Raw genomic sequence first — 19,805 nt, 5'->3', positions numbered from 1 at the left:
AAAAAAGACCATGGCGGAAGGCAGCCGACTCCAACAGTTGCCCGCAAAGCACCGCCAGGTTTGACTCCCACTCTTCCCGAACACACCCTACCCATCATCCTACCCATACTGCAACAACAATGACGGCTAGGGACCAAAAAAACTGACGCGTGTGGCGCTTCCGATCTGGTCGGCGCGGCGACTGAGTCAGCCGCCCGGTGGTCGGCCTAAGAGGCGTTTATGTGGACGCCTCCCGGATTGCAAACTGGGTTTTGCACATAGGCTACAGGTCAAGGCAGCACGCTTATGTCCGGCCCGTTGATGCAGGCCGTTTAGCCTGCTGGCCCATATGGAATTCGCTGACGAGGGTCTCAGCTAACACTCGAACTCGAAGGTTCACGACTCTTACGTCCCGAACACTTTCTCTCATAGCGATTTGCTTCCTCTTTCAATTGTCTGGGTTCGACAATAGTAAGGCGCAAAACATGCCGGGACAACAACGCCGCGCCGTGCGAGTTTGTCCTTCTCACTCGAACAGGCAACGTGTCAAGCACGCCCGGCGTGTCGCCAAAACCATCAGGGCATTGCACGTCGCAAGCGATGGTCGACGGCGATTCCCAAGTTTAGACGAGCCTTCGCACAGCCGATCGAGGGATTTTGTGCCGCGCATTGATAACCCTGTGGTAACGCGGACGGCATGGCTGGCGCGTCTCACTGCGCTGGCGTCATTCCGTTGCGTCGTTTTACCTCGTCCGCTTCTGGCGAAACCAGAAAGGCCAGCCACATCTTCGAGAGTTGCGTGTCTACCGCTCCGGCAGTGAGCGCCGCGCTGAACACCGTGACGATATGCACCCCGGGCGGCAACGGTCCAAGCACTTCGATTCCTTGCAGATGAATCATCTCGCTTAGTTGCTGAAAGCCAAGTTCCGCGCGACCCTCGGCCACCAGCGCACCGACCGGCGTGCCCGGCGGCGCCAGGATCGTGCGTCCGGCGATCGCCTCCGCCATGCCCCAACGCTCAAATAGCGATTGCAGATGCGTACCGCTCGGACCGGTCGAATAGCCAATGCTGCTCGCCGCCTCGACCGCGTGCTTGAGCGCCGCCTCCGAGCCGATGTCAGGCCGGGGCGCGCCACGCCGCACAGCGACGGCTACCTCCGCGCACGCGACATCGAGACAGGTTGCCGCCCTCACCTTGCCTGCTTGTGCCAGCGCCTCGATTGCGTCGGCTGCCAGCACGGCGACGTCGAATGCATCACCCGCCTGCACCCGTTGCGCGGCGACTACCCCGCCCACCGACTCGATGTCCAGCCGGCAAGAGTGTTGGCGCTGGAATAATTCCGCAAGTTCGTTAAGCACGTGCCGGGTCGCCATCGACGAAATGACGTGAAGGGTCTTGGTCATGAAATCACTTGAGGGAACGGGAATCGGCCGGCACGCGCGTCACATGTGCACGCAAACGCACGAGTACGCTTAAATGTAGCCGGATGAAGGCGACGCGGAAGATCGCAACAACTGGCCGCCACCTTCTATGGGCGCGTGAACACCAGTGATGCGCAGAGCGTTCCACATCATGGCGGTGACGCTCGATATCACGGGCTTGCCGAGATCGCGTTCGAGCATGTCGATGGCGTCGACGGTCGGCATGCCCACGCCGCTCAGGAATACGATCTGCGCGTCCGCCGAATTCACTTGCCGGCCGAGGCCGTAAGCGCGTTCGCTCGATTCGTCGTAGATGTTACGCACGTTCGGCAAGCTGCCGAACGCGACGACCTTGAAGCCATATGCTTCGAGATGGGCCTTGCCTTGCAGGGTTGTCTGCGCGTTATACGGCGTGCCATATGCAACGCGCTCGATACCAAGATGCCGTAGCGCGGCAACGACACTGCCGAACGCCGTAATGAACGGAATATGCCAGCGTTGCGTGATTCTTTCGATCAGATCGGCTTCGGCTTGTACGCCGAGCGTATAGCTCGTCGCCGTGTGGCCAAGCGCAATGACGCCGGGCTTGACCATCGAAAGCAATTCGACGTTCTCGTCGAGGTGCGCGATCTGAGTGCGATTCCGATCGTCCTGCCCGTCATGTGAGCCGGTCTCGCCATGCGCGACCATCCGCGTGAAATGCGCGGATACGCCATGCGGCGTCAGTTGCATCACCTCGGGTTCGAGCGTCGGATTGCCTGGCGGCACAAGAATGCCCAAGCGGGCACGCCATCCCATCATGATGTCCTCCGTTTAACATGTGCAGCAGTGGGCGACAGGGCGGCATGCACGTCATGCCAATGCGGCGTCAGCGCGCAATAGCCGCGTGAGCTCGCGGATATCGCACAGTTGGTCGAGGCCGAGGACCAGATCGACGACTTGCGGCGTACGTTTGCCAAGCCATGGGCCTGCTACGCGTTCGAACTTCGCGCGCGATTTGTCCAGCGTCGGGAACAGCGAATCCATCTCGACCGCGCTTCTGGTGAACGTCGTGCCGCAATGGACGATGTCGACACGTATGCTATCGGCGTCGGGCCCGATGTCGACGAGTTCGATGCGCTCGGCGAGCGCAAGCACTTCTTCGTCGTGGATATCGTAGTAAAACGCGTATTCGCCAACCGGGCGTCCGAGCAGCGCCGCCGCGGTCGTGAAGCGCGCGCTGATGCGTGCCTGAAGATGTGTCGAAAAAGGCGCTACGTTGTGAAAGCCGGGGTTCGTGAAGGTTGCGCGTGGCGCGTGAATCACGACACGTTCGACCGCGGCGGCCCTGATTGCGTGTTCGTCGACTAGCGCAAGCACGAGTTCGACAGGCGTCTGGACGAAGATGCAGACCGGCCGCTCCTTGTAGACTGATTGCTCGATTAGAAATGGCGCGCCAAGATCGCGCACCGCCTCGGCGGCAGCATCCGTATTGCCTGCGAATGCGTTGAAAAAGCCCGCGTTGCCTTCGAACACGCGTGGCGCCGCGGTGGCCCCGCACTGCGCAAGGCGGGCCGCCGATACACCGCTGCGGCACGCCCAGCCGACATTGAGCTTGACGTCCATCGTGCCCGACACGAAACCTTCGCCGAAACCGGATGCGAACATGGCGGCAAGACCCAGGGCGCTGGCGAGTTCATCGGCGTTCGAGCCTTGCAGCTTCCCCGCCGCCGCCGCCGCGCCAATTGCGCCGGCAACGCCGGTGGCCCTGAATTTCGGCAGCATCGTGGGACCGCCGCGATAGGCACGTCCGACAAGGTCATAGCCGAGCACGACTGCGGCGAGCACGTCACGTCCGGAGCTGCCCCGCTCTTCGGCGATCGCGAGCGCGGCTGGAATCGTCACCGCGCCGGGGTGCGACTTGTCGAGAAAGTCGTCGTGGGTCGTGCCGTTGATCAACGTCGCGTTCACAAACGCGGCGTCGATAGCGGCCACGCGTTGCGTATGTCCATAGATACTCGCGGCGCCCTGGCTGCCCGCGACGAACTTCAACGCGGTCGCCGGCACGGGCAGTTCGCGCGACGCCAGCGCGGTGCCGAGCGAATCCAGCATGCGCGATTTGGCCTGTTCGACGACATGCGCGGGAAGGGCTTCGTAAGAATTCGCATGGATGAAGTGGCCAAGCCGCTGCGCGATCGTCGGGTCGTTCATTTCGTGCCTTTGATTCATTGGGATTCGAGCTTCGCTCATTCTGTGAAGCCGTACAGGCGCAGCGGATTGTCCACCAGCAATTTCCGCAACTGGCCGGCATCGCCAATACGCGGCAGCAGCTCGACCAGCTTCGAATCGTCGATGACATCGTGGCGGGGCTTCGGATGCGGATAGTCGGTGCCCCATATCACGCGCTCGGGCGCGGCCTCGAGCAGCGCCCGGGCGAACGGCACGGCGTCGTCAAAGGTGCCGCCTTGCGCCGATACGCGGTCGGCGCCCGACAACTTTACCCAGCAATTGTCCCGCCGCGCGAGCTCCAGAAGCTGTGCGAACGGCGGCTGCGCGAGGCCCTGCGCCGCATCGACCCGCCCCATGTGATCGATGACGAACGGCACCGGCAAGGCGGCGAAAACCGGCGCCAGTTCAATCAGATCGGCGGCATCGACGTGCAGTAGAACGTGCCAGCCATAGGGCGAAATCCGCTCGACCGTGCGCCGGAAACTCGCCAGGTCGGGACGCGACGCAAGATGGCTGACAAAGCCAAAGCGCACGCCGCGAATCCCGCCTTCGTGCAGCCGCTGCAGTTCGGCCTCGGGGATGTCTGGATCGATCAGCGCGATGCCGCGCCGCGTGTGCGGCCGGTCGGCAATCGCATCGAGAATCACGCGGTTGTCGGTGCGATACACAATGCCCTGCACCACCACGGTTCGCTCGATGCCCAGGCGCTGATGCAGCGCGCTCAACATGTGCTTGTCGCGTTCAGGCGGCGTATAGGGCCGCGATTCGGCGTAGGGAAAGCGCGCGAGCGAACCCCAGATGTGGCAGTGCGTATCGCACGCGCCGCGAGGCATGCGAAAGGAAAGGCGAGTCGAGGCGTGATCCATGGGCGTAGCTCAGGCTTGCTCAGGTTAGACGCGGTAGCGTGCGACCGCGGTAGGGTCGAATGGGAATCCCCAGCCAGGAAGATCGGAAAGCGGCACACAGCCGTTGCCATCCAGCTCGATGCGGTTCGTATAGAGACCGGAGAACCAGGGCATGTATTCGAGCACCTCGGCATTGGGCAACGCACCTGCGAGCGCGAGGCTCCACTCGCTGAAAAGATGCAGCGAGACCGGCACGTTGGCGAGTTCGGCGCAGTGCGCGACCTTGAGCAGCTCGGTCGGACCGCCCATGCGTTGCAGATCCGGCATCAGGATGTCGGCCGAGCGCAGACGCAGCATGTCCAGCATGCCGGCGCGCGTATATTCGCTCTCGCCGCTGGCCACCGGCGTGTCGAGCGCGGCGGCCACCGCGGCTTCGCCGTGGTGATCGTGATATGGAACCGGCTCTTCTATCCACGCCAGATTGAATTCTTCCAGCGTGCGGCCGCGGCGGATCGCTTCGGCCACGCTGAACTGCTGGTTGCAGTCCGCCATCAGGCGCGCGTTCGGGCCGATCGCTTCGCGCACGGCGGCGACGCGCGCACGGTCGTCGGCGGCGAGCGGCTTGCCCAGCGACATCTTCATCGCGCGAAAGCCCTGCTCAACGAAGCTCGCCGCTTCGCGCTGCAATTCGTCGATCGACAGCGACAGACGCAACCCGCCGCTGCGATAAGCCGGCATGGCGTCGCGGCAGCGTCCGAGCAGGCGGCTGATGTTCATGCCGGCTTCCTTGCCGCGCAGATCCCACAACGCCATGTCGAGCGCCGACAAACCGACTACCGTCAAGCCGCGTTGCCCGAGAAAAGCGACGTCGCCCATGGCGGCACGCCAGAACGCGCCGCTCATCGACGGTTCGATGCCGAGCACGAGCGGCTCGAGGCTGCGGATCATCGATTCGACCAGCGCGAGACGCTTGCCGTTGAGCGTGAATGCCATGCCTTCCCCGATCAGCCCCGCGTCGGTCTCGAGGAAGACCAGCACGCAGTCGGCCGATTGGATGGTCATGCGCGCGCTGGGAATAGGCGTCGGCAGTGGCAGCCGGACGACTTCAGTAACGAGGCGAGTGATTTTCATTACAAACTGACTCCAGGTCGGGGGTTCTGTGCGGGGCGCGCCCGGCCGGCATCAGAACCGATGGCGTATGCCGACGCGAGCAGCCAGCTGGCTGCTCGCTCCAACGCCGGAATTCGCAGTAAAGGTAGTGGCCGCGCCGATTTCCGCCTGCACCGGTACGACCTTGCCGTTGATCGTATTGGTGCCGGTAGCCTTCTGATATACCACTAGCGCGTACACGTCGGTACGTTTCGACAATGCATAATCCAGGCCGCTATTGATCTGGTTCCAGTGACCATTGAAGCCGCCTGTCAGCGACGAATATGAGTCGCCGAGCGCGAAGCTCAAGGCGGGCGTGAATGAATAGCTTCCGCCGATTTCATAGCTCGTCAGTACCGAAGAACGGCCGGTCAGCGGAATCAGGTGCGTGTCGGTCCAGTTGCCGAACGCGAGCAAGGGACCGAACACGTAGCGCAAGCCGAAGCCGAGCGTCCACAAATCCTTGTTGGCCTGCGTGTTGACGTTCGCGATCGTGGTCGTGAAGGCAGGCGTGGCGGCGTTGGGGTTGCCGATATTGGTGTAGGCGCCCGACAGGCCGAGCTTGCCGTAGTCGTAGTTGAAGCCGAAACTATACGTGCGCGACGAACCGGCGTTGACCGGATTGGCCGTCGGGGCGGAACCCGCGAACGCGCCAGCCTGATTTGAAAAACCATATAACGCGCCGAACTTGAGGCCATGCAGATCGGCGCTCGAAAACTTGATAGTGTTGTTTAGTTGCGTGGCTGTTTCCTGGTCGAGCGCATTCGGATGGAATGCGAAATTGCCGACTACCGTTGCACCGCCCATCGAATAATACGTGCCGAGATATTCCGTCGAAAATGCGTACTGGCGCCCGAACGTCAACGAGCCGATACCGTCTTTCGACAGGCCGACAAAAGCCTGGCGGCCGAATTCGGCGCCGCCCTGCGCGAACGTTCCGTTGCCGGTGTTAAAGCCGTTCTCGAGGGTGAACACCGCATGCAAGCCATTGCCTAGATCTTCCGTTCCCCTCATGCCCCAACGGCTCGCCTGCGCGACGCCATTGCCATACTCGAGCAGGCTCGAGTGGCCTGTCGAAATCGCGGCGTTGTTCACGTAGGTAATACCCGCGTCGAGAATCCCGTAGATCGTGACAGTACTCTGCGCGTGAGCGGACAAGCAGCCGAACGACATAAGGCCGGCGGCCACGAGGGTTTTTCTTCCGGTTGACATAGTGATTCGGTCTCCAAGCGTTAATTGAATTTGTGTAATTGCTCAATCGTGCTGCGTTGCCAGCGGATGCGGTGCGTTCAAGCGATCGGCAGCGGCGTGCCGAGACCCTGCGCGCGCGCCAGTTCGACGACCTTCGAAGCGGTATAGATGTCCTGCAACGCCATTCCATGCGACTCGAACAAGATGATCTGCGCGTCGTCGCGCCGTCCCGGACGCACGCCGGCCACCACCTGCCCGAGATCGGTGATGCTTTCCCAATGCACGATGCCGGCTTCATAGGCAGGCAGGAGGTCGCCGCATTCGCGCTCGGCGACTTCGCGTGAGTCGACCACGATCAGGTCGGCGCGCGCCACAGTCTCAAGATCGACCTCGCGGCGATCTAGGCTGTTCGAACCGGCAGCGGTCACGAGCTGACCGGTTTCAAGCCACGCTCCGTCGAAGAGCGGCTCGCTGGAACGCGTCATCAACGCAATCACGTCGGCGCCATACACCGCGTCCTCCCGCGAAGCTGCTGGCCGCACATCCAGTTGAAGACGCTCGCGCTGCTCGCGGCAAAAAGCCTCGACACGTTCGCCGTCGCGACCGAACACGCGCACTTCACGCAAGCAGCACGCAAGGCTGATCGCCTCGAGTTGCGTAACGGCGTGGCGCCCGTAACCGAACAGGCCGAGCACGCCAGCCTCACTGCGCGCAAGGTGCCGTGCCGCTACGCCGGTTGTGGCGCCCGTGCGCATTTGCCCGAGCCAGTCAGCTTCGACAATTGACTGAAGCTCGCCGCTGCTGCGGCTGATTAGATGAATCAGCGATACGCGGCCCGCGCCGGGCTTGATGTAGTACGCCTTATAGCCAACCAGGTCGAGTTCGGGTGCGGCCGCCTGCATAATATGCAGATGCGCACCGGGCAGCCGCGCGCGTTCGCGCGGCACATCGAACGCCACGCCACGGCCACGGGCCGCGAACGCCTGCTCGACTTCTTGCAGCGCGACTTGCATCGTCAGCACATGGCGGACGTCAGTTTCGGAAAAATAAAGAGCCATGATGCTTCGCGAAATTCCAGTCAGTGTCTGTCGGTGGCTTGAAGAACGTGAGCCACGTGCGTTACATCGGCTGAACGCCGGCCGCGCCCAACACCTTGTGCCACTTGATGATTTCGTCGTGGATCAGCGTCGCGACCGCGCTGCCGGGCAGCCCGCGCGCATAGATGCCCTGGTCGGCCAGTTGCTTGACAACGGCGGGTTCCTTGGCTGCGGCGGTGAAGGCGGCCTGCAGCTTTTGCGTGACGTCGGGCGGGAGGTTCGCCGGTCCGAGCACCGCCATCCAGATCGATGAATCGAAACCCGGGAAGCCCGATTCGGCGATGGTCGGCACGCCCGGCAGCGCGGCCACGTGTTCCTTGCCGGTAACGGCCAGCGCCTTGAGTTGGTGGCTCCTGATCAGGTCGCTGACTGTGGCGTAGGCTTCGACCTTCACGTCGACGCGGCCAGCCAGCAGATCAATCCGCGACGGAGCGGCGCCCGCATAGGGGACGTGAACCATTTTCAGGTTCGCATCGCTCGCCAGCATCGCCATGGTCAGATGCGGCCATGTGCCAATGCCTGCGGACGCATATTTGACCTTGCCGGGATTCGCCTTGGCGTATGCGAGAAATTCAGCGAACGTGTTGTAGGGCGTTTTTGTCGACGCCAGCAGCACGCCCGGATGATCCGCGAGAAGCGCGATCGGCGTGAAGCCTTTCTCGGAATCGTAGGGCAGCCGCTTCATAAGCGATGGGTTGGATGCGTGCGAAGTCTGCGCGAACAGCAGCGTATAGCCGTCGGGTTTCGCATTCGCGACGAAGCTGGTCGCCACCACGCCGCCCGCGCCGGGCCGATTGTCGACCACGATCGCCTGATGCAGCAACGTCGACGCCTTCTGCGCGACGGCCCGCGCCACGAGGTCGCTGGAGCCGCCAGGGGAGAATGGCAGGATCAGCCGGATCGGATATTCGGGATAGGCCGCGTGAGCCGCCGGGCTGAGGACGCTGACGAGCGCCAGCAGGGTTGCAGGTATCAGGTGCTTGAGTCTCAATTTGGTCTCCGAAATAGTTATAGTGAACCGCGCCATCGCGCTGATCTCTCGTTTGGAGAGCGCCTTTGCGCGTGAATCTATCCGTTCGCCACACCCTGTGTGTTGACGAACAACGAATACAGCGAACGGCTCGCCGCCATGAACAAGCGGTTGCGCTGTGGACCGCCAAAGCACAGATTGGCGCAGCGCTCCGGCAACGCGATATGACCGATGGGCTCGCCTTGTGGCGACAGGATTCGCACGCCATCCAGCTCCGCGCGGCCCATGCCCCAGCCACACCACAAGTTGCCGTCGATATCGACGCGCAATCCATCCGGCGTGCCGGGACCGGCGTCCATCAGCACCCGGCTTTTCACGAGCTGCGTGCCGCCTTCCACGTCGAACGCCCGGATACGGCGCGGATTGGTGCGCGACTCGATCACGTAGAGGATGGACTCGTCGGGCGAAAAAGCCAGGCCGTTCGGCCCTTCGATATCGTCTGCCACCACCCTCAGCTCGCCCGCGTGCGGATCGAGCCGATAGACGTTCGCGGGCAGTTCCTGCTGGCCGACCCGGCCTGTGTAGTTGTTGAGTAAGCCGAACGGCGGATCTGTGAACCAGATCGAGTCGTCGGATTTGACGATCACGTCGTTGGGCGAATTGAGACGCTTGCCTTGATACCGGTCCGCGAGCACCGTGATCGAGCCGTCGTACTCGGTTCTCGATATGCGCCTGCCGCCATGTTCGGCCGTTATGAGCCGTCCCTGCCGGTCACGCGTGTTCCCGTTCGCAAGCAGGTTCGAGCCAGAGCGAAACACGCTTACCGCGCCGGTTTCCTCGGTCCAGCGCATGATGCGGTCGTTGGGGATATCGCTCCATAGGAGATACCGTCCGTCGCCGAACCAGACCGGGCCTTCACCCCATCGGCATCCGTCGGCAAGCCGCTCCACCGCCGCGAACGGATTAACGTAGCGGGCAAAGCGCGGATCGAGCACGCGGACGGCTTCGTCCGGATAGCGCGGTAATTCCCCCTGCATAGAGTTTCCTCGTCAGTGTGTGAGTCAGGCCACGCGATATCGCGCGATCACGTCGGGATCGGGGTCCCGGCCAAGACCAGGCGCCTGTGGAATGGTGATGCGGCCGTCGCGGATTGCAATCGCGTCGCCAAGCGGACTCGCGCCGAGATCCGCGAACGAATATTCGATCATGGTTTCGGCTTCGAAAGTCGATGCGATATGCAAACTCGCAAGCAGCCCGGGACCGAAGTACGGGCAGTGCGGCACGAGCGGCACGCAATAGCGCGCCGCAATGCCAGCGATCTTCATGAATTCGCTGATACCGCCGATCTTCGTGACGCTCGGCTGCGCGATGTCGACCGCGCCCGCTTCGAACATCTGCTTGAAATGGGTCGCGCTCATCACGTTCTCGCCCGCCGAAATGGCGAGGCCACAGCGTTGCCGCACTTGTGCGAGCGCCGCAAAATCTTCCGGAGGCCAGACAGGCTCTTCGAACCACGTCAGATCGAAACGCGCGAGCTGCTGCGCAATCCCGACCGCCTCGTCGACATTCCACGGGCAATTTACATCCAGCATCAAACCCACTTGTGGACCCAGCGCCTCGCGTGCCATCTTGACGTGCTCGACACCGGTCTCGTGCAGTTTGATCGCAGCAAAGCCGCGTTCATGCGCCGCCGCCGCGTTATGCGCTGCGAGCGCCGGGTCGGTGTAGCGCATCAGGCTGGCATAGACCGGCAGATCACGATGCCGCGCGCCACCCAGCAATGCAGAGACGGGTTTGCCCGCAGCCTTGCCGGCAAGATCCCACAGCGCGATGTCGAGGCCCGACAGCGCGAACGTGACCGCGCCAGTGCGTCCGAGCAAATGCAAAGGCCGTTGCAATTGCAGGTTGAGCTCGGCGATACCGGTTTCATCGCGGCCAATCGCGAGCGGCGCGACGAGATGCTCGAGCGCAGCGCGGGTGGCCGGCCACACTGCATAGCCAAATGCCTCGCCCCAGCCGACCTGGCCTTCTTCCGTCTCGACGCGCACGAGCAGGATTTCCATCTGTCGCGGATGTCCGGCGAAAAGCGGCTTCGGCCCGAACATCTCGTAAGGCAGACTTAACGGAATGGCTTCGATCGAACGGATCGTCATGACGCTTATGGCCTCCTTCCTGGTCTTGCGCACCGTGCGGCCCTACGCCGAGCGGCTGCGTCGAGTTCATTCATCTTGCGGCGCGACGTAGCAAAGCCCCTTCGCGGCAAGCGTTTCCCGCATGCCGTAGTAGTCGAGTCCGAGCACGCCGGAGGCGAGCACAGCGCGCGTCCTGGCTTCTTTCTCGAGCCGCTGTGTCGAGGCATGCACGACCTTGTCGACGTCGCCGAACGGCACGACCACAATGCCGTCGTCATCGGCGACGATGACGTCGCCCGGACGGACCGCCTGGCCGGCGCATACCACCGGGACATTGACCGAGCCAAGCGTTGCCTTCACCGTGCCTTGCGCGGACACGGCCTTCGACCACACAGGGAAATTCATGTCCTTGAGCGCCTTGACGTCGCGGCAACCGGCATCGATCACGAGGCCGAGCACACCTCGCGCCGCCATCGACGTAGCCAGCAGTTCGCCGAAATAGCCGTTGTCGCAAGGCGAGGTGACGGCGGCGACGACGATGTCGCCCGGCTGGCATTGCTCCACGGCAACATGCAGCATCCAGTTGTCACCGGGAACCAGCAACACTGTGACAGCTGAGCCGGCTATCGCCGCGCCTTGCCAGACTGGGCGAATGCCTGCTCCCATCAGGCCGAGCCGACCTTGGGCTTCATGGGCTGTCGCCGCGCCGGCCTGCGCGAGGGCGGCGATGGCCTGCGCGTCGGCGCGCCGTTTGTTGGGCACCACGATTCCGAGCGTCATGCGAGCGACTCCACTACGTTAGGGGTGAGCTGCATGTAAGCCTCCGCATATTCGATGTTGCGCGCGGCCGTAATGCCGATGTTGCGCTTGGCCTGCACGCCGCGTTGCAGTGCGACACGTGTGTAGTAATGCCAAAGATGTTCCTGGCCCGCCATCGCTTCGATGGCGCCGCGTTTCCGATCCCACACCTCCGTGATGTCGAGAAAGGTATTAGGTGACCAGTTGCATTGTTCTGTCTGGTGCGGTTCGAATGCATAGACGGGCGGTGCGCCAAGAATCTGCTGTCCCGGCTTATAGCCCTCGGCCTGCGCAATGATGCGCGCCTCGCGCGTTACGCTCATTGCCAGCGGATGGTCGGCGTTGTATGGGTCTTCGGCTGAATGGCTCAGCACGAACGAAGGCAGCAGATCGCGATACACGTCGACCAGCCGCATCAAGGCTTCGTCGGAGACGCGAAGCGGATAATCGCCGAGATCGAAGAATTGGATCTCGGCTCCGAGAATCGCGGCTGCCTCGAGCGCCTCGTCGCGGCGCGCGGCCTTGACGCTTTCGATCGTCTGGCCGCCTTTGCGCCACAGTTTCGCTGATTCGCCGCGCTCTCCGAACGAGAGGCAAACGACCATCATGCGATAGCCCTGGCTGGCGTGCAACGCGATCGCGCCACCGGCTCGCCAGACGAAATCGGCCGAGTGCGCGCTGACGACTAGACCGGTCTTGCGGTGTGTCGAAGTCGGAGAGAGAGTGGACATGAATAAACGGATGAGTGAAGGAACGCGTCCCCGTCAGTCCGCATCGAACCGGTATCTGCCAGGTCTGCAACGATGCGAGATTGTTGCGCCTGACCGCCGCCCTGGCTAATACCGATCGTCGGCAGATCGATACGTTATGCTTATAGCCCGGCCCGGGAAAAACCCTTAGGCCTGCGCCGAGGCTCGGGGCGGGTTGATCGCAGCCAGGTGCGCACTGCGTCATTCCGCCGATACGGCTCGCAGTGCGCCGAGCAACGCCAGCATGCCGGGTGACGGTTCGGTATTACGCAGCCGCGCGATACCGATCGTGCGACGCGCGAATTTCACTTCCACTGGCAGGATGACGAGGATGCCCTGCCGCAACTCGTGCTGGATCTGACGATGCGAAACCAGCGCGAGCCGATCGCTCGAAAGCAGGAGCGTGCGCACAATCGAAGGACTGTTTGCTTCGAGTTGCGTGTTGGGCGGCTCGACCGATTCAGCGCGAAACGCGCCGTCGAACAATACGCGTGATGGCGTGCCCGCGAGCGGCACGACCCATTCGTGTTCACGCAGTCGATTCAGGCTGCCGATGTTCTGTTGCCGCAGCAACGGATGCTGCGCACGGACCACCACGCTCAGCGTGTCGTCGAACAACGGCTCGTGGATCGAATAGGGTTCGCTCTCGTCTGAGCGCAACGCGCCGACGATCAGATTGACGTCGGCACAACGCAGGCCGTGGCCCAGCGTTTCGTAGGTGCCATCGACGATCCGTATGTTGAGCCCCGGATGGTTGCGCAACGTGCGTTCGGTCGCGAGCGGCACGAGATGTCCGCTCGAGAGCGGCAACGCGCCCACCACCAGCAGTCCGGCCAGTTCTCCCCGCAACGACACCAGTTCTTCGTCAGCGACGCGGATTTCGCTGAGCGCGAGCTTTACGTGCATCAGCAGCAGCTCGCCGGGCTCGGTGAGCTGCGTGCCGCGGCCGGAGCGCATGAAGAGCGGCACGCCGGCCAGATGTTCGAGCAGATGAAGATTGCGATTGAGTGCCGGCTGGGTCACGCCAACCGCGGCCGCCGCGGCCTTTTCGCTACCGGAGCGCGCGACCGCGACGAGTGCCGTCAGCATGGCTTCGGTGACGGTTTCCGACAGCCGCTCCGTCGGCGGCACGCGGTGTCGCCCAGGGACCGCGCGACGCAGAATGTCGCTGCCCGCCGCACGCAACGCCTCGAGCGCACGCTCGACACGCCGGTACGCGCAGTCGCCGGCCGCCGTGAGACGCATCCCCTTGGTCGTGCGCTCGAACAACAGCGTGCCAAGCGACATTTCAAGCTGCCGCACCGCGCGCGTCACCGAAGGTTGCGACAGATGCAATGCTTCGCTGGCGCGATGTACGTTGCCGTGCCGCGCGACGGCAGCAAAAGCGCGCAACTTATGCATTTGCGCAAGCCGGGGCAGATAGTTCGGAAGTTCAGGCATAACCTTTTAGATTCATTTCCACCCCCTGTCCGCTGATCCATGGATGCACCGCGCGGCCGGGGCTCAACAGAATAGTGCGGAACTTATCACGCAAGGAGTACCCGAAATATTCGGAATCACGCGGATATTCTCGCCGCATGCGATATCCATGCTCGCACTTTCGTCTCCGGGAAATCATCTATATCAGAAAAACGTATCGCTTTCGGTATGAATATGATTGGCGCTCAACTCCCGAGGGATCGAAGATGCGACAACGGAAAACGACTGAACAGGCATGCACCGTGCAAGAGCGCGGCGCGCATTGACCCTCGGCAGTTGTTTATGCAATTGACAATAAGGAGACACAAGTGGACAGAAATCTGGAATGGGCGACCGACGTCGAGAAAAAGCTGATTCGGCGTGCCGCCTTGCGCATCATGCCGTTCCTGATTCTTTGCTACTTCGTTTCATTCATCGACCGAGTCAACATCGGCTTCGCGTCGTTCCAGATGGAAAGCGATATCCACATCTCGCCAGCCATTCTTGGACTCGGCGGGGGATTGTATTTTGTGTCGTACGTGCTATTTGAAGTACCGTCGAATATCCTGATTCTGAAGCAAGGTGTGCGGCGCTTTTTCACGCGCATCATGATCACGTGGGGCATCGTCTCCACCTGCATGGCGCTCGTGCAAGGACCGTGGTCGTTCTCCGTGATGCGCTTCGTGCTCGGCGCAGCCGAGGCGGGACTCTTTCCCGGCGTTATCCTGTACCTCACATACTGGTTTCCGAAGTCGCACCGCGCAACTTACGTCGGCTGGTTCGCACTCGCAATTCCATTGTCGAGCTTCTTCGGCTCACCGCTTTCCGCCGCGCTGCTGCACTTGAACGGCGTGCTCGGGCTGGCCGGGTGGCAATGGCTGTTCATCGCAGAAGGACTGCCGGCGGTGGTGCTCGGAGTCGTCTGCATGTTCTACATCGATAACCGCCCGGAAGACGCACGCTGGTTGACGCCTGCCGAACGCGAGATCTATCGCAACATGCTGGCACGCGATCGCGCTCCGGACGAAGCCAGCACGGGCCACGCGGTGCCGCTCTGGCGCGTGCTGTGCAATCCGCGCGTGCTGGGCCTCGCGGTCGTGCTCGCGGCTTCGTCGGCCACCTCGAATACATTCGCCGTGTGGGCGCCGCGCTTCATCAAATCGTTTCACGTGTCGGACATGGCGGCCGGCTGGCTCAACTCCGTGCCGTTCCTCCTCGGCGCCGTCGCGGTGATTGCCGCGGGCTATCACTCGGACCGGCGTTCCGAGCGGATCTGGCACACCGCCGTGCCGTTGATCGTGGCGGCGCTCGCCACCGCGCTGATGATGGTGTCGTCCGCGTTTGTGCCGTCCTATCTGTTGCTGGGCCTCACCGTGGTCGGCATCTACGCGTCGAAGGCGCCGACGTGGGCCATCGCGACCGAATGGTTGCCCGACAACATCAAGGCGGCGGGTATTGCGCAAATCAACGCGATCAGCAGCCTGATTTCGTTCTTCCCGATTTATATCGTCGGCCTGATCCGCGAGGCGCACGGCAGCTATGCACTGGCGTTCCTGCCGATGGCCTTCATTTCAGGCGGTGGCGCGCTGCTGTTGCTGGTGATGAATCACCGGCGCCTGCGCTTCGCCGCACGCAGTTTCGTCTGACGCTTCACGCCCGGCCGCAGAGCTGCGCGAGATACACAGGAGACAGTCATGCCCTTGCAGTTGACCCAGGTCCGCCGGGACTATCTTGGCGGCACGCTAATGCTGCTGATCGGTGCGGGCGCGCTAGTGGAAGGCGCGACCTACGACGTCGGCACGCTGAACAACATGGGCCCGGGATTTTTCCCGGTCGCACTCGGCTTGCTGATGGCGCTGGTGGGACTCGGCATCGTCATTTCGGCCCGGCTGTCAGCGCGGCGCGCCGCGACCAGCACCGAATCTCCTGCCCGTCAACCCGAATGGGGTGCGTGGGCCTGCATTCTCGGCGGCATCGCGGCGTTCGTCGGCATTGGCGAGTATGGCGGGCTCGCGCCCGCGACCTTCGCGCTCGTTTTCATCTCTGCGCTCGGTGATCGCACCAATGATCCTAAACGGGCTGCAATGCTCGCCCTTGCAATGGTCGTGATCAGCGCCGTGGTGTTCCGCTGGGCGCTGAAACTGCAATTCCCGTTGTTTTCCTGGGGTTAAGTCATGATTGGACAATCTCTGGTCGATCTCTGGCACGGCTTCGGCGTCGCGCTCGAACTGCACAATCTGATGTGGTCGTTCTTCGGCGTGCTCATCGGCAATCTGATAGGCGTGCTGCCTGGCATGGGACCGCTATCGGCAATCTCGATCCTGCTGCCGCTGACCTATACGATGCCGCCGGTTGCCGCCATTTTGATGCTGGCCGGCATCTTCTACGGTTCGCAATACGGCGGCGCAATCGGCGCGATTCTCCTGAACCTGCCCTGCCATCCCCCGCATGCGGTGACCTGTCTCGACGGCTATCCACTTACACAGAAGGGCAAAGGTGGCACGGCGCTCGGCATCACCATGATCTCGTCGTTCTTCGCCGCCTCGTTCGGTATTACCGTAATGGTGTTTGCGTCACCGCTGCTGGTGCGCATGGCATTCAAGTTCGGCCCGGCCGAGCTGTTCTCGATCATGCTGCTCGGACTGCTTGCGGGCGGCACGATGTCGCGAAGCTCGCCATTGAAGGGCGTCGCGATGACGCTATTCGGCCTGATGCTGGGCGTGGTGGGCACCGACGTGAACAGCGGCACGATGCGCTACACGTTCGGTGTCTATCAGCTTTCGGACGGTATCGAACTGGTGGCGCTGGCGCTTGGGCTGTTCGGCGTGGCAGAGTTCCTCGCCAACGTCAATCACATGCATGCGGTGGGCACCGGCATCAAGCTTCGAATACGCGATATGCGGCCTAGCCGCAACGAGCTTCGCCAGGCATTTTTTCCGATGCTGCGCGGCACGCTGATGGGAACGCTGTTCGGCGCGATGCCAGGTACCGGACCGACCATTACGACGTTCCTGGCTTATGCGGTGGAAAAGAAGATAGCGAGACATCCAGAGCGTTTCGGCTCAGGCGAGATCGCTGGTGTCGCAGCGCCCGAAGCCGCCTCGCACTCCAAAACCCAGGTCGACTTCATTCCGACTATGAGTCTCGGCATTCCGGGCGACCCGGTGATGGCGCTGATACTCGGCGCCCTGCTGATCCAGGGCATTCAGCCAGGACCGCAATTGATCACCGAGCATGCGGACCTGTTCTGGGGGCTGATAGCGAGCTTCTGGGTCGGTAACATTCTGCTGGTCGTGCTGAACGTGCCGCTCATCGGCATCTGGGTGAAATTCCTGAAAGTGCCTTACCGGTATCTGTTTCCGTCCGCGCTCTTTTTTATCGCGGTCGGTGTCTATAGCACCAACAACAGCCTCTTCCAGGTGGGCGAAGTGCTGGTGTTCGGCGTGATCGGCGCAATCTTTCTTACGCTCGACTTTCCGGTTGCGCCGATCCTGCTTGGCTTCGTACTCGGACCGCTCGTCGAGGAAAACTTCCGCCGCTCGCTGCTTCTGTCGGACGGCCGCCTGGGCGTGTTTTTCGAGCACCCGATCAGCGCGGTATTCATGGCTGCATCGGCCATTCTAATTTTGCTGCAGTTGTACTTTGCCGTGCATAAAAGCATGCGCAATCGCGAGCAGAGGCGTATTGACGATGGCGGACACGGTATCGCAGGAGAAGGTGGTGTGGCATTAACACAGACGCGAAAAATTCCCGTCGATCACTCGCGCACGGAGCCCAAGTAATTTAGGCGTGCGCCAGCCAATGCATGTTTGCTCTGAAACGTGTTTATCGCTATGACCCGTTGCGCTCCAGCCGCCAAGGCGCCCAGAAGCCAAGCAAATCCCGCTGGCCGATCACGTCCGCATCGTGCCCGATTGAACCCGTGCCGAATTGATGGCGGCCCCAAACGCCGGTCGGGACCGCGCACCAAACAAAGTGCATCTTCAGGCGCGACCTCCCGCGCCCACCTTGCCCCAAGCGAGCGTCGCGACACGGTGTCGTATTCGAACAAACACGGCACCTCATACTGTTGGCCCGGTCCGACGACGCACTCTACGATCTAAAGATATTGACCGCTCGCGACTCGCGATACGCAAATGCGGTGACCACCAGCGCCAGCCCGACCCAAAACATCGGATACCACAGACCCGCGTAGATATTCCCCTGCGCGGCGGCAATGGCAAACGACAGCGCGGGAAGCAGCCCGCCAATCCATCCGCTCGCTACGTGAAACGGAATGGACATCGATGTGTATCGCAACTCTGTCGGGAACATCTCGACCAGGATGGCGGCAATGGGCGCGTAGGTCAGGCTCATGACGAAGACCAGGAACAACATCAGCAGCAAGACGGCGCCGAAGTGGAACTGATCGGGAGCAGCCTTTGGCGGATACCCCGCCTTCACCAGCGCCGCGGAGAGCGCCTGGCTAAAGTCGCCCGCCTTCGCCTTCAGCCCGGCGGCGTCAAGACTGGTGGCGTCGAATCCACGAATCACGTCGTCGCCTATCGTGACCGTGACCGGCTCGCCAGAGCCGCCGCCGACGACCGAATAGTTGACCGAGGCGGCGCTCAACGTTTTCTTCGCGATATCGCAGGGATTGCTGAAATTACGCACGCCTGCCGGGTCGAACATGAAAGCGCACGCACGCAGGTCGGCGTGAACCACGGCGGGATTCTTGGTCTGCGCCTGTTCGAGTGCGGGATTGGCGTAGTGCGTGATTGCGCGGAACGCGGGAAAGATGGTCACCGCGGCGAGCAGATATCCGATCAACAAAACGGGCTTGCGCCCAAAGCGGTCGGACAATGCACCACAGCCATACAGCATGGGGATTGCGGCCAGCATGGCGATGGCAACCAGCAGGTTCGACACGTTGGCATCGACTTTCAATACGCGCGTGAGAAAGAACAGTGGATAGATCACAACCACGTACCACACGACCGTCATGCCGCCGCAGATCCCGAACAGCGCCACCATGACCTTGGCCAGATTCTTCCCGCGCAACGAATCGCGCACCGGCGATTTTGACAGCACGCCTGCCGCGCGGGCCCGCTCGAATGCGGGCGATTCGTCCATCTTCCTGCGCAGCGCGAGCGACACGATCAGCAAAATGATGGATATCGAAAACGGTATGCGCCAGCCCCAGACCGCGAAGTCAGGTCCTGTGAGAATACGTGTGGCAATGGTGATGATCAGCGCGCCGAGCAAGCCGGTTGAAGCCGTCGCCTGGATCAGGGACGTATTGCGGCCTCTGCGATTCTGCGGCGAATGTTCGGCCACGTAAGTCGCCGCGCCACCAAACTCCCCGCCTACCGCAAAACCCTGCAGGATGCGCGAGAGCACGAGGATGATCGGCGCAGCCACGCCAATGGTTGCATAGCCGGGCGTAAGCGCAACGGCGCAAGTCGCCAGTCCCATCAGCATGACCGTGGTCATGAAAGTCTTCTTGCGCCCTATCATGTCGCCGAGACGCCCAAAGATCACAGCGCCGAGAGGCCGCACGACGAACCCGACCGAAAACGTCATCAACGCGAAGATGAAGGCGGTGCCCGGTTCTATACCGGTAAAGAAATTCGCCGCGATGACATCCGCGAGCGAACCATACAGCACGAAGTCGTACCACTCGAACACCGTGCCGGCCACCGCGCCGGCAATCGCCCGTTTATCCTTGCCCGATAGCCGCGCACGGCTTTCCGTAAGACTGAGGTCCATGGCTTTGTCTCCTGTTAAGTCACCTATCTCGTGCAGGCCTGGCATTGACCGTGACGCCG

The 19,805-nt window shown here is 62.2% G+C and carries 17 protein-coding genes; 3 read left to right on the top strand and 14 right to left on the bottom strand.

Annotation, left to right across the window (positions count from 1 at the left end):
• Positions 1-690 precede the first annotated feature (690 nt).
• The 13 genes from AWB64_RS12995 to AWB64_RS12935 all read right to left on the bottom strand — a co-directional run bounded on the left by AWB64_RS12995 (position 691) and on the right by AWB64_RS12935 (position 13,980).
• Complete coding sequence (locus AWB64_RS12995; RefSeq protein WP_075643279.1) at positions 691-1,383, bottom strand: substrate-binding domain-containing protein; 693 nt, start codon at positions 1,381-1,383, stop codon at positions 691-693.
• A 69-nt stretch (positions 1,384-1,452) separates the two neighbouring features.
• Complete coding sequence (locus tag AWB64_RS12990) at positions 1,453-2,202, bottom strand: maleate cis-trans isomerase family protein (RefSeq protein ID WP_060819498.1); 750 nt, start codon at positions 2,200-2,202, stop codon at positions 1,453-1,455.
• A 51-nt stretch (positions 2,203-2,253) separates the two neighbouring features.
• Positions 2,254-3,591, bottom strand: coding sequence for an MmgE/PrpD family protein (locus AWB64_RS12985; protein ID WP_157766628.1), 1,338 nt, complete (start codon positions 3,589-3,591; stop codon positions 2,254-2,256).
• A 35-nt stretch (positions 3,592-3,626) separates the two neighbouring features.
• On the bottom strand, positions 3,627-4,475 hold the full coding sequence (locus AWB64_RS12980; RefSeq protein ID WP_060819493.1) for an amidohydrolase family protein: 849 nt from the start codon (positions 4,473-4,475) through the stop codon (positions 3,627-3,629).
• Between the two features lie 24 nt (positions 4,476-4,499).
• Positions 4,500-5,585 carry a mandelate racemase/muconate lactonizing enzyme family protein gene (locus tag AWB64_RS12975; RefSeq protein WP_060819491.1) on the bottom strand — a complete coding sequence of 362 codons (1,086 nt, stop codon included), beginning with the start codon at positions 5,583-5,585 and terminating at the stop codon, positions 4,500-4,502.
• A 51-nt stretch (positions 5,586-5,636) separates the two neighbouring features.
• The gene (locus AWB64_RS12970) at positions 5,637-6,815 is read right to left on the bottom strand and encodes a porin (protein WP_060819489.1); all 1,179 of its coding nucleotides are present in this window, start codon (positions 6,813-6,815) and stop codon (positions 5,637-5,639) included.
• A gap of 77 nt (positions 6,816-6,892) precedes the next feature.
• Entirely contained in the window at positions 6,893-7,852 is a 960-nt protein-coding gene (locus AWB64_RS12965) for an ornithine cyclodeaminase family protein (RefSeq protein WP_060819487.1), read from the bottom strand.
• A gap of 61 nt (positions 7,853-7,913) precedes the next feature.
• Positions 7,914-8,882: a Bug family tripartite tricarboxylate transporter substrate binding protein gene (locus AWB64_RS12960; protein ID WP_157766627.1), complete on the bottom strand. Its 969-nt coding sequence runs from the start codon at positions 8,880-8,882 to the stop codon at positions 7,914-7,916.
• Between the two features lie 77 nt (positions 8,883-8,959).
• Positions 8,960-9,898, bottom strand: a complete 939-nt coding sequence (locus AWB64_RS12955; protein WP_060819483.1) for an SMP-30/gluconolactonase/LRE family protein — start codon at positions 9,896-9,898, stop codon at positions 8,960-8,962.
• 24 nt (positions 9,899-9,922) lie between these two features.
• Entirely contained in the window at positions 9,923-11,014 is a 1,092-nt protein-coding gene (locus tag AWB64_RS12950; protein ID WP_060819481.1) for a mandelate racemase/muconate lactonizing enzyme family protein, read from the bottom strand.
• 66 nt (positions 11,015-11,080) lie between these two features.
• Entirely contained in the window at positions 11,081-11,773 is a 693-nt protein-coding gene (locus AWB64_RS12945) for a 4-carboxy-4-hydroxy-2-oxoadipate aldolase/oxaloacetate decarboxylase (protein ID WP_060819478.1), read from the bottom strand.
• Positions 11,770-12,522 carry a PIG-L deacetylase family protein gene (locus tag AWB64_RS12940; protein WP_060819476.1) on the bottom strand — a complete coding sequence of 251 codons (753 nt, stop codon included), beginning with the start codon at positions 12,520-12,522 and terminating at the stop codon, positions 11,770-11,772. The genes AWB64_RS12945 and AWB64_RS12940 overlap by 4 nt, the downstream gene beginning before the upstream one ends.
• Before the next feature lie 219 nt (positions 12,523-12,741).
• Positions 12,742-13,980, bottom strand: coding sequence for a LysR family transcriptional regulator (locus tag AWB64_RS12935; RefSeq protein WP_060819474.1), 1,239 nt, complete (start codon positions 13,978-13,980; stop codon positions 12,742-12,744).
• Positions 13,981-14,327: 347 nt separating this feature from the next.
• Here AWB64_RS12935 and AWB64_RS12930 point away from each other — a divergent pair, with 347 nt between their 5' ends.
• Genes AWB64_RS12930 through AWB64_RS12920 form a run of 3 tightly spaced genes read left to right on the top strand, consistent with a single transcriptional unit; the run spans position 14,328 to position 17,780 of the window.
• The gene (locus tag AWB64_RS12930; protein WP_060819472.1) at positions 14,328-15,644 is read left to right on the top strand and encodes an MFS transporter; all 1,317 of its coding nucleotides are present in this window, start codon (positions 14,328-14,330) and stop codon (positions 15,642-15,644) included.
• Positions 15,645-15,692: 48 nt separating this feature from the next.
• On the top strand, positions 15,693-16,169 hold the full coding sequence (locus tag AWB64_RS12925) for a tripartite tricarboxylate transporter TctB family protein (RefSeq protein ID WP_060819470.1): 477 nt from the start codon (positions 15,693-15,695) through the stop codon (positions 16,167-16,169).
• 3 nt (positions 16,170-16,172) lie between these two features.
• Positions 16,173-17,780 (top strand): tripartite tricarboxylate transporter permease, encoded by a 1,608-nt coding sequence (locus AWB64_RS12920; protein WP_082850470.1) that lies wholly within the window; start codon positions 16,173-16,175, stop codon positions 17,778-17,780.
• Positions 17,781-18,090: 310 nt separating this feature from the next.
• Here the strand turns inward: AWB64_RS12920 and AWB64_RS12915 are convergent, their stop codons facing one another.
• Positions 18,091-19,746, bottom strand: a complete 1,656-nt coding sequence (locus AWB64_RS12915; protein WP_060819469.1) for an MFS transporter — start codon at positions 19,744-19,746, stop codon at positions 18,091-18,093.
• Positions 19,747-19,805 lie beyond the last annotated feature (59 nt).

Source organism: Caballeronia sordidicola (assembly GCF_001544455.2).
Classification (GTDB): domain Bacteria; phylum Pseudomonadota; class Gammaproteobacteria; order Burkholderiales; family Burkholderiaceae; genus Caballeronia; species Caballeronia sordidicola.
The sequence above is the reverse complement of the archived record's forward strand: the minus strand, read 5'-3'. Positions and strand labels throughout refer to the sequence as shown.

What these genes read in the sequence shown, in the direction of transcription:
- AWB64_RS12995 (WP_075643279.1), bottom strand. Translation starts at nt 1,383, where the DNA reads ATGACCAAGACCCTTCACGTCATTTCGTCGATGGCGACCCGGCACGTG.
- AWB64_RS12990 (WP_060819498.1), bottom strand. Translation starts at nt 2,202, where the DNA reads ATGATGGGATGGCGTGCCCGCTTGGGCATTCTTGTGCCGCCAGGCAAT.
- AWB64_RS12985 (WP_157766628.1), bottom strand. Translation starts at nt 3,591, where the DNA reads ATGAACGACCCGACGATCGCGCAGCGGCTTGGCCACTTCATCCATGCG.
- AWB64_RS12980 (WP_060819493.1), bottom strand. Translation starts at nt 4,475, where the DNA reads ATGGATCACGCCTCGACTCGCCTTTCCTTTCGCATGCCTCGCGGCGCG.
- AWB64_RS12975 (WP_060819491.1), bottom strand. Translation starts at nt 5,585, where the DNA reads ATGAAAATCACTCGCCTCGTTACTGAAGTCGTCCGGCTGCCACTGCCG.
- AWB64_RS12970 (WP_060819489.1), bottom strand. Translation starts at nt 6,815, where the DNA reads ATGTCAACCGGAAGAAAAACCCTCGTGGCCGCCGGCCTTATGTCGTTC.
- AWB64_RS12965 (WP_060819487.1), bottom strand. Translation starts at nt 7,852, where the DNA reads ATGGCTCTTTATTTTTCCGAAACTGACGTCCGCCATGTGCTGACGATG.
- AWB64_RS12955 (WP_060819483.1), bottom strand. Translation starts at nt 9,898, where the DNA reads ATGCAGGGGGAATTACCGCGCTATCCGGACGAAGCCGTCCGCGTGCTC.
- AWB64_RS12950 (WP_060819481.1), bottom strand. Translation starts at nt 11,014, where the DNA reads ATGACGATCCGTTCGATCGAAGCCATTCCGTTAAGTCTGCCTTACGAG.
- AWB64_RS12945 (WP_060819478.1), bottom strand. Translation starts at nt 11,773, where the DNA reads ATGACGCTCGGAATCGTGGTGCCCAACAAACGGCGCGCCGACGCGCAG.
- AWB64_RS12940 (WP_060819476.1), bottom strand. Translation starts at nt 12,522, where the DNA reads ATGTCCACTCTCTCTCCGACTTCGACACACCGCAAGACCGGTCTAGTC.
- AWB64_RS12935 (WP_060819474.1), bottom strand. Translation starts at nt 13,980, where the DNA reads ATGCCTGAACTTCCGAACTATCTGCCCCGGCTTGCGCAAATGCATAAG.
- AWB64_RS12925 (WP_060819470.1), top strand. Translation starts at nt 15,693, where the DNA reads ATGCCCTTGCAGTTGACCCAGGTCCGCCGGGACTATCTTGGCGGCACG.
- AWB64_RS12920 (WP_082850470.1), top strand. Translation starts at nt 16,173, where the DNA reads ATGATTGGACAATCTCTGGTCGATCTCTGGCACGGCTTCGGCGTCGCG.
- AWB64_RS12915 (WP_060819469.1), bottom strand. Translation starts at nt 19,746, where the DNA reads ATGGACCTCAGTCTTACGGAAAGCCGTGCGCGGCTATCGGGCAAGGAT.